The 15,239-nt window shown below is 71.2% G+C and carries 14 protein-coding genes; 13 read left to right on the forward strand and 1 reads right to left on the reverse strand.

The window, feature by feature from the left end:
* Positions 1 to 175 precede the first annotated feature (175 nt).
* The 7 genes from aroC to nusB all read left to right on the forward strand — a co-directional run bounded on the left by aroC (position 176) and on the right by nusB (position 6,276).
* Positions 176 to 1,360 carry a chorismate synthase gene (gene aroC / locus ACFZDC_RS28935; RefSeq protein ID WP_391328566.1) on the forward strand — a complete coding sequence of 395 codons (1,185 nt, stop codon included), beginning with the start codon at positions 176 to 178 and terminating at the stop codon, positions 1,358 to 1,360.
* 32 nt (positions 1,361 to 1,392) lie between these two features.
* Positions 1,393 to 1,875, forward strand: a complete 483-nt coding sequence (locus tag ACFZDC_RS28940; protein WP_391328782.1) for a shikimate kinase — start codon at positions 1,393 to 1,395, stop codon at positions 1,873 to 1,875.
* Positions 1,872 to 2,963 (forward strand): 3-dehydroquinate synthase, encoded by a 1,092-nt coding sequence (gene aroB / locus ACFZDC_RS28945; protein WP_391328568.1) that lies wholly within the window; start codon positions 1,872 to 1,874, stop codon positions 2,961 to 2,963. Before ACFZDC_RS28940 ends, aroB begins: the two co-directional genes overlap by 4 nt.
* 165 nt (positions 2,964 to 3,128) lie before the next feature.
* Positions 3,129 to 4,013 carry a Pro-rich N-terminal domain-containing protein gene (locus ACFZDC_RS28950; RefSeq protein ID WP_391328570.1) on the forward strand — a complete coding sequence of 295 codons (885 nt, stop codon included), beginning with the start codon at positions 3,129 to 3,131 and terminating at the stop codon, positions 4,011 to 4,013.
* A gap of 96 nt (positions 4,014 to 4,109) precedes the next feature.
* Positions 4,110 to 5,216 carry a M24 family metallopeptidase gene (locus ACFZDC_RS28955; protein ID WP_391328572.1) on the forward strand — a complete coding sequence of 369 codons (1,107 nt, stop codon included), beginning with the start codon at positions 4,110 to 4,112 and terminating at the stop codon, positions 5,214 to 5,216.
* Between the two features lie 56 nt (positions 5,217 to 5,272).
* Complete coding sequence (gene efp, locus ACFZDC_RS28960) at positions 5,273 to 5,839, forward strand: elongation factor P (RefSeq protein WP_363216411.1); 567 nt, start codon at positions 5,273 to 5,275, stop codon at positions 5,837 to 5,839.
* Between the two features lie 2 nt (positions 5,840 to 5,841).
* Positions 5,842 to 6,276: a transcription antitermination factor NusB gene (gene nusB, locus ACFZDC_RS28965; protein WP_391328574.1), complete on the forward strand. Its 435-nt coding sequence runs from the start codon at positions 5,842 to 5,844 to the stop codon at positions 6,274 to 6,276.
* 163 nt (positions 6,277 to 6,439) lie between these two features.
* On the opposite strand, the gene bldD is transcribed toward nusB, so the two are convergent.
* The gene (gene bldD / locus ACFZDC_RS28970; RefSeq protein WP_014671524.1) at positions 6,440 to 6,943 is read right to left on the reverse strand and encodes a transcriptional regulator BldD; all 504 of its coding nucleotides are present in this window, start codon (positions 6,941 to 6,943) and stop codon (positions 6,440 to 6,442) included.
* A gap of 251 nt (positions 6,944 to 7,194) precedes the next feature.
* Between bldD and pyrR the strand changes: the two genes are divergently transcribed.
* The 6 genes from pyrR (at position 7,195) to carB (ending at position 15,195) form a co-directional block, all read left to right on the forward strand.
* Positions 7,195 to 7,767 (forward strand): bifunctional pyr operon transcriptional regulator/uracil phosphoribosyltransferase PyrR, encoded by a 573-nt coding sequence (gene pyrR / locus ACFZDC_RS28975; protein WP_391328577.1) that lies wholly within the window; start codon positions 7,195 to 7,197, stop codon positions 7,765 to 7,767.
* Positions 7,768 to 7,859: 92 nt separating this feature from the next.
* On the forward strand, positions 7,860 to 8,891 hold the full coding sequence (locus ACFZDC_RS28980; protein ID WP_391328578.1) for an aspartate carbamoyltransferase catalytic subunit: 1,032 nt from the start codon (positions 7,860 to 7,862) through the stop codon (positions 8,889 to 8,891).
* Positions 8,892 to 8,896: 5 nt separating this feature from the next.
* Positions 8,897 to 10,183, forward strand: coding sequence for a dihydroorotase (locus tag ACFZDC_RS28985; protein ID WP_391328579.1), 1,287 nt, complete (start codon positions 8,897 to 8,899; stop codon positions 10,181 to 10,183).
* Positions 10,180 to 10,740: a hypothetical protein gene (locus tag ACFZDC_RS28990; protein ID WP_391328582.1), complete on the forward strand. Its 561-nt coding sequence runs from the start codon at positions 10,180 to 10,182 to the stop codon at positions 10,738 to 10,740. The genes ACFZDC_RS28985 and ACFZDC_RS28990 overlap by 4 nt, the downstream gene beginning before the upstream one ends.
* The gene (gene carA / locus ACFZDC_RS28995; protein WP_391328584.1) at positions 10,737 to 11,894 is read left to right on the forward strand and encodes a glutamine-hydrolyzing carbamoyl-phosphate synthase small subunit; all 1,158 of its coding nucleotides are present in this window, start codon (positions 10,737 to 10,739) and stop codon (positions 11,892 to 11,894) included. Before ACFZDC_RS28990 ends, carA begins: the two co-directional genes overlap by 4 nt.
* On the forward strand, positions 11,887 to 15,195 hold the full coding sequence (gene carB, locus ACFZDC_RS29000) for a carbamoyl-phosphate synthase large subunit (protein WP_391328586.1): 3,309 nt from the start codon (positions 11,887 to 11,889) through the stop codon (positions 15,193 to 15,195). The genes carA and carB overlap by 8 nt, the downstream gene beginning before the upstream one ends.
* Positions 15,196 to 15,239 lie beyond the last annotated feature (44 nt).

Raw genomic sequence — 15,239 nt, forward strand, 5'->3', positions numbered from 1 at the left:
CCCGGCCTCCGGCCCGCCCCTGCGTCCCGCCTGCTGGACCGGCGGCCGGGTCCCGCCCCCGGACGTGGGAGGATCGGAGGTGGCGCACCGGGGTCGCGCACCCGCTCGCGCCGTCGCCGTGCGCGAGATCACGCGTACGCCGGGCAGTACCGGGCGCGAACACTGAGGAGCACCGTTGAGCAGGCTGCGTTGGCTGACCGCGGGGGAGTCCCACGGTCCCGCACTTGTCGCGACGTTGGAGGGGCTTCCCGCCGGCGTGCCGATCACCACGGAGATGGTGGCGGACCACCTGGCGCGGCGGCGGCTCGGCTATGGCCGCGGTGCGCGGATGAAGTTCGAGCGTGACGAGGTCACCTTCCTGGGTGGTGTGCGACACGGCCTGACCCTCGGCTCCCCGGTCGCGATCATGGTCGGCAACACCGAGTGGCCGAAGTGGGAGCAGGTCATGGCGGCCGACCCCGTCGACCCCGAGATCCTCGCCGGGCTCGCCCGCAACGCCCCGCTCACCAGGCCCCGCCCGGGTCACGCCGACCTCGCCGGCATGCAGAAGTACGGCTTCGACGAGGCCCGCCCGATCCTGGAGCGCGCCTCCGCGCGTGAGACCGCCGCCCGTGTGGCGCTGGGCGCCGTCGCCCGCTCCTACCTGAAGGAGACGGCCGGCATCGAGATCGTCTCCCACGTCGTGGAGCTGGCCGCCGCCAAGGCCCCCTACGGCGTCTACCCGACCCCGGCCGACGTCGAGCAGCTGGACGCCGACCCGGTGCGCTGCCTGGACGCGGACGCGTCGAAGGCGATGGTCGCGGAGATCGACCAGGCCCACAAGGACGGCGACACGCTCGGCGGCGTGGTCGAGGTGCTGGCCTACGGCGTCCCGGTCGGCCTCGGCTCGCACGTGCACTGGGACCGCCGGCTGGACGCCCGGCTCGCCGCCGCCCTCATGGGCATCCAGGCGATCAAGGGCGTGGAGGTCGGCGACGGCTTCGACCTCGCCCGGGTGCCCGGCTCCAAGGCGCACGACGAGATCGTCACCACCGCCGAGGGCATCAAGCGGGCCACCGGCCGCTCCGGCGGTACGGAGGGCGGTCTGACCACCGGCGAGCTGCTGCGTGTCCGCGCCGCGATGAAGCCGATCGCGACCGTTCCGCGGGCCCTGCAGACGATCGACGTCTCCACCGGTGAGGCGGCCCAGGCGCACCACCAGCGCTCGGACGTCTGCGCGGTGCCCGCGGCCGGCATCGTCGCGGAGGCCATGGTGGCGCTCGTCCTCGCGGACGCCGTCGCGGAGAAGTTCGGCGGCGACTCCGTGCCCGAGACCCGCCGCAACGTGCAGTCGTACCTCGACAACCTCACCATCCGGTGAGCGCCGTGCCTGCGGTCGTACTCGTCGGCCCGATGGGCGTGGGCAAGTCCACGGTCGGGCGGCTGCTGGCCGAGCGGCTGGGGGTCGGTTACCGCGACACCGACGACGACATCGTCGCCGCCGAGGGCCGCACCATCGCCGAGATCTTCGTGGACGACGGCGAGCCCGCCTTCCGCGTGATCGAGAAGCGCGCGGTGCACACCGCTCTCGCCGAGAACGAGGGCGTCCTGGCGCTCGGCGGGGGCGCCGTCCTCGACGCGGACACCCGCGCGCTGCTCGCCGGGCACCGGGTGGTCTACCTGTCCATGGACGTCGAGGAGGCCGTCAAGCGCACCGGCCTGAACGCGGCCCGCCCGCTGCTCGCCGTCAACCCGCGCAAGCAGTGGCGCGAGCTGATGGAGGCCCGCCGTCACCTGTACGAGGAGGTCGCCACCGCCGTCGTGCCGACCGACGGCCGCACCCCCGAAGAGGTCACCCAAGCAGCGCTGGACGCACTGGAGTTGAAGGAAGCATGAGCGAGGCAGTCACCCGGATCCAGGTCGCCGGCACCGCGGGCACCGACCCGTACGAGGTGCTGGTCGGCCGGCAACTCCTGGGCGAGCTGGGCGGGCTGATCGGGCAGCGGGCCAAGCGGGTCGCGGTGATCCACCCGGAGGCCCTGGCCGAGACCGGTGAGGCGCTGCGCGCCGACCTGGCCGAGCAGGGGTACGAGGCCGTCGCCATCCAGGTGCCCAACGCCGAGGAGGCCAAGACCGCCGAGGTCGCCGCCTACTGCTGGAAGGCGCTGGGCCAGTCCGGCTTCACCCGCACCGACGTCATCGTCGGCGTCGGCGGCGGCGCGAGCACCGACCTCGCCGGATTCGTGGCCGCCACCTGGCTCCGCGGGGTGCGCTGGATCGCGATCCCGACCACCGTGCTGGCCATGGTGGACGCGGCGGTCGGTGGCAAGACCGGCATCAACACCGCCGAGGGCAAGAACCTGGTGGGCGCCTTCCACCCGCCGGCCGGTGTCCTGTGCGACCTCGCCGCCCTGGACTCGCTCCCGGTCAACGACTACGTCTCCGGCCTCGCGGAGGTCATCAAGGCCGGCTTCATCTCCGACCCGGCGATCCTGGACCTGATCGAGGCCGACCCCGAGGCCGCCCGCACTCCGGCGGGCCCGCACACGGCCGAGCTGATCGAGCGCTCGATCCGGGTGAAGGCCGACGTCGTCTCCTCGGACCTGAAGGAGTCGGGCCTGCGGGAGATCCTGAACTACGGCCACACGCTGGGCCACGCCATCGAGAAGAACGAGCGCTACAAGTGGCGGCACGGCGCGGCGGTCGCGGTCGGCATGCACTTCGCCGCCGAACTGGGCCGTCTCGCGGGCCGGTTGGACGACGCCACGGCGGACCGTCACCGCACCATCCTCGAATCCGTCGGGCTGCCGCTGCACTACCGCTACGACCAGTGGCCCAAGCTCCTGGAGGCGATGAAGGTCGACAAGAAGTCCCGTGGCGACCTGCTCCGCTTCATCGTCCTGGACGGACTGGCCAAGCCCACCGTCCTGGAGGGCCCCGACCCCGCCGTCCTCCTCGCCGCCTACGGAGAAGTGGGCCAGTAAGTACCCCGCTGTTCCTTCCGCCCGATTCCCCTCCCGGGCCGGGCACTTCGGACCGCCCCCGGTCGTTTCACCAAACGACGGCCGGGGGCGGTACCGTTCGGTGAGGAGCGGGCTCCGCACCCGCCTGCCAGCGCCAAATGTGTGTACGAGACGGAGTGGCAACGGATGCAGCACGCAGTGGGGTCTCCGCTGCCGCCGCCCCACCAGCCGGGGCAGGGACCGCACGCCGGCTGGGCGTCGGCCGCACACCACCCGGGAGCCCAGCATGGTCCCGCACCCGTGCCCCCACCGCCACCGGGCTACCCGGGAGCCGGAGCGGGATCCGCGCCTCCCTCCGCCCCCGCGCCGCCGGCACCCCCGCCGCCGCCGGCCGCGCAGCACGTCCCCGCCCCGCCGCCACCCGACACCACCGGTCACGTACCCTTGCCGCCGGGCGGCCCGGTCGGCGTGCCCACCGCACCACCGGCCGCGGCCACCGTCCCGGACCCGGCGGCCACCACCCTCGCCGTGCTCCTGATCGGCCCCGCGGGCGCGGGCAAGACGAGCGTGGCCAAGTACTGGGCGGACCACCGGCGGGTGCCCACCGCCCACATCAGCCTGGACGACGTACGCGAATGGGTCCGCTCCGGCTACGCGAACCCGCAGTCGGGGTGGAACGACAACTCCGAGGCCCAGTACCGCCTGGCCCGCCGCACCTGCGGCTTCGCCGCCCGGAACTTCCTGGCCAACGGCATCTCCTGCGTCCTGGACGACGCCGTCTTCCCGGACCGTCCCGTCGTCGGCCTCGGCGGCTGGAAGCGCCACGTCGGCCCCGGCCTGCTCCCCGTCGTCCTCCTCCCGGGCCTGGACATCGTCCTCGAGCGCAACGCCGAGCGCACCGGCAACCGCCGACTCACCGACGAGGAGGTCGCCCGCATCCACGGCCGCATGGCCGGCTGGTACGGCTCGGGCCTCCCGATCATCGACAACTCCCAGCTGGACATCCCGGCGACGGCGCGCGTGCTCGACGAGGTCCTGGCCAGAGCCATGGCGAGCCCACCGAGCTGGTAGCCGGGGGGGACCGTCTCCACCCCTGGGGGTGCGGGGCACGCCCCACTCGGCCCTCACCAACCGGCACAATTCGCCCAGAACTCCTACGCTCATCTCATGTCAGAGGTGTACGCGACCCGCCGATCCCGAGTGAGGGAGCGCTGCAACGCGGCCGGCACCGCGGCAGCGCTCATCTCCTGCCCTGCCAACGTGCGCTATCTCGCGGCCGCAGCCCCGCAGGGCTCCGTCCTGCTCCTCGGCAAAGGCGAGGACCTCCTGGTGTGCGCCGATCCGCCCGAAGACCGTCCCTGCGAAGGCCGGCCGGACGAGAGTCTGCGGCTGCACATCCTGTCCTCACCCGGAGGCGATCCGGCGGTCGCGGCGGCCGGCCTCGCCGCGGCCCAGGACGCCGACTCCCTCGCCGTCGAGGAACACCACCTCACGGTCAGCCGCCACAAAGCCCTGGCCTCCGTCGCCCCCAGACTGCGCCTGGCCGGCCTCGGCGGGGCCGTGGAGCAGCTCAGGGTCGTCAAGGACGAGGAGGAGATCTCCTGCCTCCGCATCGGCGCCGAGATCGCCGACCAGGCCCTCGGCGAGTTGCTGGAGTCGATCCTGGTCGGCCGCACCGAACGGCACCTCGCGCTGGAGCTGGAGCGGCGTCTGGTCGACCACGGCGCCGACGGCCCCGCCTTCCCGACCTCCGTGGCCACCGGCCCCCACTCCGGCCGCCGTGGCCACCGGCCCACCGACCGCCGGGTGGAGGAGGGCGACTTCCTCTCCGTCTGCCTGGGCGCCACCTACCGCGGCTACCGTTGCGAGATCGGCCGTACCTTCGTCATCGGCACCTCGCCCGCCGACTGGCAGATCGAGCTGTACGACCTCGTCTTCGCAGCCCAGCGCGCCGGACGCGAGTCCCTGGCGCCCGGTGCCGCCTACCGTGACGTCGACCGCGCGGCCCGCCAGGTGCTGGACTCCGCGGGCTATGCGGAGGCCCTGCCACCGCTGAGCGGACACGGCGTCGGACTCGAAATCGACGAGGACCCGCAGTTGGCTCCCGCAGCCATGGGTAAACTGGACGCTTGCGTGCCGGTCACCGTCGAACCGGGGGTCCACCTCCCGGGCCGGGGCGGCGTCCGGATCGATGACACGCTCGTCGTACGCCCCGAGGCGGACGGCGGACCCGAGCTACTCACCATCACGACCAAGGAGCTGCTCGCGCTCTAGCCTCGCGCTGTGCGCATGCCCCGGGGTCGTACGTCAGTCCAGGAGATTCCGCAACCGTGGCTTCCACGAACGACCTCAAGAACGGCATGGTGCTCAAGCTCGAAGGCGGCCAGCTCTGGTCCGTCGTCGAGTTCCAGCACGTCAAGCCCGGCAAGGGCCCGGCCTTCGTGCGCACCAAGCTCAAGAACGTGCTCTCCGGCAAGGTCGTCGACAAGACCTTCAACGCCGGTGTCAAGGTCGAGACGGCCACTGTCGACAAGCGCGACATGCAGTTCTCGTACATGGACGGCGAGTACTTCGTCTTCATGGACATGGAGACCTACGACCAGCTGCACATCGACCGCAAGGCCGTCGGTGACGCCGCCAACTTCCTGGTCGAGGGCTTCACGGCCACCGTCGCCCAGCACGAGGGCGAGGTTCTCTTCGTCGACCTGCCCGCCGCCGTCGAGCTGACCATCGCCGAGACCGAGCCGGGCGTCCAGGGCGACCGCTCCACCGGTGGCACCAAGCCCGCCACCCTGGAGACCGGCCACCAGATCCAGGTCCCGCTCTTCATCACCACCGGTGAGAAGATCAAGGTCGACACCCGTACGAGCGACTACCTCGGCCGGGTGAACAGCTAACCGTGGCTGCCCGCAACACGGCCCGCAAGCGCGCCTTCCAGATCCTCTTCGAGGGCGACCAGCGAGACGCCGACGTCCTGACGGTCCTCGCGGACTGGATCCGGCTCTCCCGGGCCGACACCCGGCAGCCCCCGGTGAGCGAGTACACGATGCAGCTGGTCGAGGGCTACGCGGAGCACGCGACGCGCATCGACGAGCTGATCGCCCAGTACGCGGTGGGGTGGACGCTCGACCGGATGCCGGTCGTCGACCGCAACATCCTGCGCCTGGGCGCCTACGAGCTCATCTGGGTGGACGAGACCCCGGACGCCGTCGTCCTGGACGAGATGGTGCAGATGGCGAAGGAGTTCTCCACGGACGAGTCGCCCTCGTTCGTCAACGGCCTGCTCGGCCGACTCAAGGAGCTGAAGCCTTCGCTGCGCCGGGACGAGGCGTAAGCGGTACGACAATCGCCTGAGGGCCCGCAGCGCGACTGCTGCGGGCCCTCGGGCGTATCCGTACCTCCGTGCCCCGTGAGGCGCGCAGAAAGCCGCCGGGGTGGCCGGAACCGTATTGTTCCGGCCACCCCGGCGGCACGTTTCTGCTGAGGTGTCGAGCGGCTCAGGCCTCTTCGTGCGTGGCGACCGCGCGGCGCGCGTCGGCGTCCAGGACACCCCAGCTGATCAGCTGCTCGGTGAGGACGGAGGGGGACTGGTCGTAAATGACGGCGAGTGTGCGCAGGTCGTCCTGGCGGATCGACAGCACCTTGCCGTTGTAGTCGCCGCGCTGCGACTGGATCGTCGCCGCGTACCGCTGCAGCGGGCCCGCCTTCTCGGCCGGCACGGTGGCCAGCCGCTCCAGGTCCAGGACCAGCTTCGGCGGCGGCTCGGCGGCGCCGCCCGGCGTGGTGCCCGGCAGGAGCTCCTGCACGGGGACGCCATAGAAATCGGCCAGCTCGGCCAGACGCTGCACGGTCACGGCACGGTCGCCGCGCTCGTACGAACCGACGACCACGGCCTTCCAGCGCCCCTGGGACTTCTCCTCGACACCGTGGAGGGAAAGGCCCTGCTGGGTGCGGATGGCCCGGAGCTTGGCCCCGAGCTGTTTGGCGTATTCGCTGGACATATGGCTCCCCGGACACTGTGTCGACGCGGTCGGCTGTGCTTCCGCCGCGCGGCTGGTAACTCACTGTGAGGTTACGCAGCGTGACTCTCATGCGTCAAGCCGAACGGTCCACACCGACTCTTCCGTCGTGGGGAGGGTCGACTACGCCAGCCGGGTGATCGAGGCCTCCCGCGGACCTGATACGGTGGATGGCGCAAATCCGACGTCCTTTAAGGTCCGTCCCGTGAGGCGGAGAAGGAGGTCCGTTTCGTATGGACACGCACGCGAACTCGTACGCGTCCGATGCGCGGCCCGTTCTCGAAGGCCCCGACATCGCGCGAGTACTGACCCGTATCGCCCACGAGATCGTCGAGCGCGCCAAGGGCGCCGACGACGTGGTGCTCCTCGGCATTCCGACCCGGGGGGTCTTCCTCGCCCAGCGGCTCGCCGCCAAGCTGGAGCAGATCACCGACCGCAAGGTCCCCGTCGGCTCGCTCGACATCACCATGTACCGCGACGACCTGCGCATGCACCCGCCGCGTGCGCTGGCCCGCACCGAGATTCCCGGTGACGGCATCGACGGCAAGCTGGTCGTCCTCGTCGACGACGTGCTCTTCTCCGGCCGCACCATCCGCGCCGCCCTCGACGCCCTGAACGACATCGGGCGCCCGCGCGCGGTGCAGCTCGCGGTCCTGGTCGACCGTGGCCACCGCGAACTCCCCATCCGCGCCGACTACGTCGGCAAGAACCTCCCCACGTCGCTGCGGGAGACGGTCAAGGTCCAGCTCGCCGAGGAGGACGGTCGCGACACCGTGCTGCTCGGTGTGAAGCCGGCCGACCAGTAGCAAGTCAGGCGCGCACGGCCGCTTCGGCGTGCCGACACGCAGACCGGTTTGCCTCAATCCTCCCGAATGAACTGCCTTACGGAGCCTGACAGATGCAGCGTCATCTCATCTCGGCCGCCGACCTCACCCGCGACGACGCCGTCCTGATCCTCGACACCGCCGAGGAGATGGCCCGGGTTGCCGACCGGCCGATCAAGAAGCTGCCGACCCTGCGCGGCCGCACGATCGTCAACCTCTTCTTCGAGGACTCCACCCGCACCCGGATCTCCTTCGAGGCCGCCGAGAAGCGCCTCTCCGCGGACGTCATCAACTTCTCCGCCAAGGGCTCCAGCGTGTCCAAGGGAGAGTCCTTGAAGGACACCGCCCAGACGCTGGAGGCGATGGGCGTGGACGCCGTCGTCATCCGGCACGGCGCCTCCGGAGCCCCGTACCGCCTCGCCAACTCGGGCTGGATCGACGCCGCCGTCATCAACGCCGGCGACGGCACCCACCAGCACCCCACCCAGGCCCTGCTGGACGCCTTCACCATGCGCCGCCGCCTGGTCGGCCGGGACGCCGGCCTCGGCCAGGACCTGTCCGGCAAGCGGATCACCCTCGTCGGCGACGTCCTGCACAGCCGGGTCGCCCGCTCCAACGTCGACCTGCTGCACACCCTCGGCGCCGAGGTCACCCTCGTCGCCCCGCCCACCCTGGTGCCGGTCGGCGTCGGGACCTGGCCGTGCGAGGTGTCGTACGACCTCGACAGCACCCTGCCGAAGTCCGACGCGGTGATGATGCTGCGCGTCCAGCGCGAGCGCATGAACGCCGCCTTCTTCCCGACCGAGCGCGAGTACTCGCGGCGCTACGGCCTCGACGGCGACCGCATGGCGAAGATGCCCGAGCACGCCATCGTGATGCACCCCGGCCCGATGGTCCGCGGTATGGAGATCACCGCCGAGGTCGCCGACTCCGAGCGCTGCACCGTCGTCGAGCAGGTCGCCAACGGCGTCTCCATCCGGATGGCCGTCTTGTACCTGCTGCTCGGCGGCAACGAACCCGCCGTCACCCACGCCCGCCCGCCCGTCCCCCACCACCAGCCTTCCGACGAGCGCTCCGCGCGCACCTCTTTCGCCGAGGAGAAGTAAGACCCATGAGCAAGATCCTGATCCGTGGTGCGAAGGTGCTCGGCGGTGAGCCGCAGGACGTGCTGATCGACGGCGAGACGATCGCCGCGGTGGGCGCGGACCTCAGCGCCGAGGGTGCCGAGATCGTCGAGGCCGCCGGCAAGGTGCTGCTGCCGGGCCTGGTCGACCTGCACACCCACCTGCGCGAGCCGGGCCGCGAGGACTCCGAGACCGTGCTGACCGGTACCCGGGCCGCGGCGAGCGGCGGCTACACCGCCGTGTTCGCCATGGCCAACACCTTCCCGGTCGCCGACACCGCCGGCGTGGTCGAGCAGGTCTACCGGCTCGGCCAGGAGCACGGCTACTGCGACGTCCAGCCCATCGGCGCCGTCACCGTCGGCCTGGAGGGCAGGAAGCTCGCCGAACTGGGCGCGATGCACGAGTCGGCCGCCGGGGTCACCGTCTTCTCCGACGACGGCAAGTGCGTGGACGACGCCGTGATCATGCGCCGCGCGCTGGAGTACGTGAAGGCGTTCGGCGGTGTCGTCGCCCAGCACGCGCAGGAACCGCGGCTGACCGAGGGTGCCCAGATGAACGAGGGCATCGTCTCCGCCGAGCTGGGCCTGGGCGGCTGGCCGGCCGTCGCCGAGGAGTCGGTCATCGCCCGGGACGTGCTGCTCGCCGAGCACGTCGGCTCCCGCGTGCACATCTGCCACCTGTCGACCGCCGGCAGCGTCGAGATCGTCCGCTGGGCCAAGTCCCGCGGCATCGACGTCACCGCCGAGGTGACCCCGCACCACCTGCTCCTCACCGACGAGCTGGTGCGCACCTACAACCCCGTCTACAAGGTCAACCCCCCGCTGCGCACCGAGCGCGACGTGCACGCCCTGCGCGAGGCGCTCGCCGACGGCACGATCGACATCGTCGCCACCGACCACGCCCCGCACCCGCACGAGGACAAGGACTGCGAGTGGGCCGCGGCCGCCATGGGCATGGTCGGCCTGGAGACCGCGCTGTCGGTGGTCCAGGAGACCATGGTCGACACCGGCCTGCTGGACTGGGCCGGTGTCGCCGAGCGCATGTCCTTCAAGCCCGCGCGGATCGGCCGGGCGGGGGGTCACGGCCGGCCCGTCTCGGTGGGTGAGCCCGCCAACCTCACGCTGGTGGACACGGCATACCGTGGGCAGGTGGACCCCGCCGGCTTCGCCTCGCGCAGCCGCAACACCCCGTACGAGGGACGCGAGCTGCCGGGCCGTGTCACCCACACGTGGCTGCGGGGCAAGGCGACGCTCGTCGACGGGAAGCTCACGTGACACCTGTAATCCTGCTGGCCGAGGCGAAGAAGTCGGCCGAGGTCACCGACTGGGGGGCCCGCATCGGCTGGCTCGTCGGCCTCGCCCTCTTCGTCGCGCTCCTCTACTGGCTGATGCGCGAGGGCTGGAAGTGGCGCGGCACGCTCCAGGGCGGCCTGCCCGAGCCGCCCAGCGCGCCGCAGGAGACCGGGCCGGTGAAACTGAGCATGAGCGGCCGCTACCACGGCTCGACCACCGCCGGGCAGTGGCTGGACCGCATCGTGGCCCACGGCCTCGGCACCCGCAGCCGGGCCGAGCTCACCCTGACCGACGCGGGCCTGGAGGTCGAACGCCCCGGGGCGAGCGACTTCTTCGTCCCCACCGCCGCGCTGCGCGGCGCCCGGCTCGACAAGGGCATCGCGGGCAAGGTCCTCACCGAGGGCGGACTGCTGGTGGTGACCTGGGCGCTCGGGGACAAGCTGATCGACTCCGGCTTCCGCTCCGACCACGCGGCCGAGCACACCGAGTGGGTCGACACCCTGAACCAGATGACCAACGACACGGAAGGCGCACGATGACGACCTCCACCAGGGGAAGCTCCTCCCAGAGGAACAAGGCGCTTCCCGCCGTACTCGTCCTGGAGGACGGCCGCACCTTCCGCGGCCGTGCCTACGGGGCCGTGGGGGAGACCTTCGGCGAGGCCGTGTTCTCCACCGGTATGACCGGCTACCAGGAGACCCTCACGGACCCGTCGTACGACCGCCAGATCGTCGTCGCGACCGCCCCGCAGATCGGCAACACCGGCTGGAACGACGAGGACGACGAGTCGGGGCGCATCTGGGTCTCCGGCTACGTCGTGCGCGACCCCGCGCGCGTGCCGTCCAACTGGCGGGCCAAGCGCGCCCTGGACGACGAGCTGGTCGCGCAGGGCGTGGTCGGCATCTCCGGCATCGACACCCGCGCCCTCACCCGCCACCTGCGCGAGCGCGGCTCGATGCGCGCCGGCATCTTCTCCGGTGAGGCGATCGCCCCCGAGGCCGAGCTGGTCGGGCGCGTGCAGGCCCAGCCGCACATGAAGGGCGCGAGCCTCTACGAGGAGGTCGCGACCAAGGAGGCGTACGTCGTCCCGGCGATCGGTGAGAAGCGGTTCACCGTCGCCGCCGTCGACCTCGGCATCAAGGGCATGACCCCGCACCGCATGGCCGAGCGCGGCATCGAGGTGCACGTCCTGCCCGCCACCGCGACGGCCGACGAGATCTACGCCGTCGACCCGGACGGGGTGTTCTTCTCCAACGGTCCCGGTGACCCCGCCACCGCCGACGGCCCGGTCGCGCTGATGCAGGCCGTCCTGGAGCGCAGGACGCCCCTGTTCGGCATCTGCTTCGGCAACCAGATCCTCGGCCGCGCCCTCGGCTTCGGCACCTACAAGCTGAAGTACGGCCACCGGGGCATCAACCAGCCCGTCCAGGACCGTACGACCGGCAAGGTCGAGGTCACCGCGCACAACCACGGCTTCGCCGTGGACGCGCCGCTCGACAAGGTCAGCGAGACCACGTTCGGCCGCGCCGAGGTCTCGCACGTCTGCCTGAACGACAACGTCGTGGAGGGGCTGCAGCTGCTCGACCAGCCGGCCTTCTCCGTCCAGTACCACCCCGAAGCCGCAGCGGGCCCGCACGACGCCGCCTACCTGTTCGACCGCTTCGTATCCCTGATGGAGGGCCAGCGTGCCTAAGCGCACCGATATCCAGTCCGTCCTGGTCATCGGCTCCGGCCCGATCGTCATCGGCCAGGCCGCCGAGTTCGACTACTCCGGCACCCAGGCGTGCCGCGTGCTCAAGTCCGAGGGCCTGCGCGTGGTCCTCGTCAACTCCAACCCGGCGACGATCATGACCGACCCGGAGATCGCCGACGCCACCTACGTCGAGCCGATCACCCCGGAGTTCGTCGAGAAGATCATCGCCAAGGAGCGCCCCGACGCGCTGCTGCCCACCCTGGGCGGCCAGACGGCCCTGAACACCGCCATCGCGCTGCACGACAACGGCGTCCTGGAGAAGTACGGCGTCGAGCTGATCGGCGCCAAGCCCGAGGCCATCCACAAGGGCGAGGACCGCGACCTGTTCAAGGACGTCGTGGAGGAGGTCCGCCGCAAGACCGGGCACGGCGAGTCCGCCAGCTCGGTCATCTGCCACACCATGGACGACGTCCTCAAGGGCGTCGAGACGCTCGGCGGCTACCCGGTCGTCGTCCGTCCCTCCTTCACCATGGGCGGCGCCGGCTCCGGCTTCGCCCACGACGAGGAGGAGCTGCGCCGCATCGCAGGCCAGGGCCTCACCCTCTCGCCGACCACCGAGGTGCTCCTGGAGGAGTCCATCCTCGGCTGGAAGGAGTACGAGCTGGAGCTGATGCGCGACAAGCACGACAACGTCGTGGTCGTCTGCTCCATCGAGAACTTCGACCCCATGGGCGTGCACACCGGCGACTCGATCACCGTCGCCCCGGCGATGACGCTGACCGACCGCGAGTACCAGGTGCTGCGCGACGTCGGCATCGCGATCATCCGCGAGGTCGGCGTCGACACCGGCGGCTGCAACATCCAGTTCGCGGTGAACCCCGAGGACGGTCGCGTGATCGTCATCGAGATGAACCCGCGCGTGTCCCGCTCCTCGGCGCTGGCCTCCAAGGCGACCGGCTTCCCGATCGCCAAGATCGCCGCCAAGCTCGCCGTCGGCTACACCCTGGACGAGATCCCGAACGACATCACGCAGGAGACCCCGGCCTCCTTCGAGCCCACGCTCGACTACGTGGTCGTCAAGGCCCCGCGGTTCGCCTTCGAGAAGTTCCCGCAGGCCGACTCCACGCTGACGACCACCATGAAGTCGGTCGGCGAGGCCATGGCCATCGGCCGCAACTTCACCGAGGCCTTCCAGAAGGCGCTGCGCTCGCTGGAGAGGAAGGGCAGCCAGTTCACCTTCGTCGGCGAGCCCGGCGACAAGGAAGCGCTGCTGCACGAGGCCGTACGCCCCACCGACGGCCGCATCAACACCGTCATGCAGGCCATCCGCGCGGGCGCCACGCCCGAGGAGGTCTTCGAGTACACGAAGATCGACCCGTGGTTCGTGGACCAGCTCTTCCTGATCAAGGAGGTCGCGGACGAGCTGGCCGAGGCGCCCGAGCTGACCCGCGACCTGCTCGCCGAGGCCAAGCGGCACGGTTTCTCCGACCAGCAGATCGGTGAGATCCGCGGCCTGCGCGAGGACGTCGTCCGCGAGGTCCGGCACGCCCTCGGTATCCGCCCGGTCTACAAGACGGTCGACACCTGCGCCGCCGAGTTCGCCGCGAAGACCCCGTACTTCTACTCCGCCTACGACGAGGAGTCCGAGGTCGCCCCCCGCGAGAAGCCCGCGGTGATCATCCTGGGCTCCGGCCCGAACCGCATCGGCCAGGGCATCGAGTTCGACTACTCCTGCGTGCACGCCTCCTTCGCGCTGTCCGACGCCGGGTACGAGACCGTGATGGTCAACTGCAACCCGGAGACCGTCTCCACGGACTACGACACCTCCGACCGCCTGTACTTCGAGCCGCTGACGCTCGAGGACGTGCTGGAGATCGTCCACGCGGAGTCCCTCGCGGGCCCGATCGCGGGCGTGATCGTGCAGCTGGGCGGCCAGACCCCGCTGGGCCTCGCGCAGGCCCTGAAGGACAACGGCGTGCCGATCGTCGGCACCCCGCCCGAGGCGATCCACGCCGCCGAGGACCGCGGCGCCTTCGGCCGCGTCCTGCAGGAGGCCGGCCTGCCGGCGCCGAAGCACGGCACGGCCACCACCTTCGAGGCGGCCAAGGCCATCGCCGACGAGATCGGTTACCCGGTCCTCGTCCGGCCCTCCTACGTCCTCGGCGGCCGCGGCATGGAGATCGTCTACGACGAGACCCGCCTCGCCTCGTACATCGCCGAGTCGACCGAGATCAGCCCGTCCCGGCCGGTCCTCGTCGACCGCTTCCTGGACGACGCCATCGAGATCGACGTCGACGCCCTGTACGACGGCGACGAGCTGTACCTCGGGGGCGTGATGGAGCACATCGAGGAGGCCGGCATCCACTCCGGCGACTCGGCGTGCGCCCTGCCCCCGATCACCCTCGGCGGCTTCGACATCAAGCGGCTGCGCGCCTCCACCGAGGCCATCGCCAAGGGTGTCGGCGTGCGCGGCCTGATCAACATCCAGTTCGCGATGGCGGGCGACATCCTCTACGTCCTGGAGGCCAACCCGCGCGCCTCCCGTACGGTCCCGTTCACCTCCAAGGCGACCGCGGTGCCGCTCGCCAAGGCGGCCGCCCGCATCTCGCTGGGCGCGAGCATCGCCGAGCTGCGCGCCGAGGGGCTGCTGCCGCAGAACGGCGACGGCGGCGAGCTGCCGCTGGACGCGCCGATCTCCGTCAAGGAGGCCGTCATGCCGTGGTCGCGGTTCCGCGACATCCACGGCCGCGGCGTCGACACCGTCCTCGGCCCGGAGATGCGCTCCACCGGCGAGGTCATGGGCATCGACTCCGTCTTCGGCACGGCGTACGCCAAGTCGCAGGCGGGCGCCTACGGCCCGCTGCCCACCAAGGGCCGCGCGTTCATCTCGGTCGCCAACCGCGACAAGCGCTCGATGATCTTCCCGGCGCGCGAGCTGGTCGCCCACGGCTTCGAGCTGCTCGCCACCTCCGGCACGGCCGAGGTCCTCAAGCGCAACGGCATCAACGCCACGGTCGTGCGCAAGCAGTCCGAGGGCACCGGTCCGAACGGCGAGCGGACCATCGTCCAGCTCATCCACGACGGCGAGGTCGACCTCATCGTCAACACCCCGTACGGCACCGGCGGCCGCCTCGACGGCTACGACATCCGTACGGCCGCGGTGGCCCGCTCCGTGCCGTGCCTGACCACCGTCCAGGCGCTCGCGGCGGCCGTCCAGGGCATCGACGCCCTCAACCACGGTGACGTGGGCGTCCGCTCCCTCCAGGAACACGCGGAACACCTGACCGCGGCCCGCGACTAGCAGCCCTGAGGGGGACACCGGAAACGGTGTCCCCCTCTTCATGA

It is taken from the genome of Streptomyces sp. NPDC007905, from assembly GCF_042959345.1.
GTDB lineage: Bacteria > Actinomycetota > Actinomycetes > Streptomycetales > Streptomycetaceae > Streptomyces.

What these genes read in the sequence shown, in the direction of transcription:
- ACFZDC_RS28985 (WP_391328579.1), top strand. Translation starts at nt 8,897, where the DNA reads ATGAGCAAGATCCTGATCCGTGGTGCGAAGGTGCTCGGCGGTGAGCCG.
- ACFZDC_RS28980 (WP_391328578.1), top strand. Translation starts at nt 7,860, where the DNA reads ATGCAGCGTCATCTCATCTCGGCCGCCGACCTCACCCGCGACGACGCC.
- carA (WP_391328584.1), top strand. Translation starts at nt 10,737, where the DNA reads ATGACGACCTCCACCAGGGGAAGCTCCTCCCAGAGGAACAAGGCGCTT.
- ACFZDC_RS28940 (WP_391328782.1), top strand. Translation starts at nt 1,393, where the DNA reads ATGGGCGTGGGCAAGTCCACGGTCGGGCGGCTGCTGGCCGAGCGGCTG.
- aroB (WP_391328568.1), top strand. Translation starts at nt 1,872, where the DNA reads ATGAGCGAGGCAGTCACCCGGATCCAGGTCGCCGGCACCGCGGGCACC.
- ACFZDC_RS28955 (WP_391328572.1), top strand. Translation starts at nt 4,110, where the DNA reads ATGTCAGAGGTGTACGCGACCCGCCGATCCCGAGTGAGGGAGCGCTGC.
- bldD (WP_014671524.1), bottom strand. Translation starts at nt 6,943, where the DNA reads ATGTCCAGCGAATACGCCAAACAGCTCGGGGCCAAGCTCCGGGCCATC.
- pyrR (WP_391328577.1), top strand. Translation starts at nt 7,195, where the DNA reads ATGGACACGCACGCGAACTCGTACGCGTCCGATGCGCGGCCCGTTCTC.
- ACFZDC_RS28950 (WP_391328570.1), top strand. Translation starts at nt 3,129, where the DNA reads ATGCAGCACGCAGTGGGGTCTCCGCTGCCGCCGCCCCACCAGCCGGGG.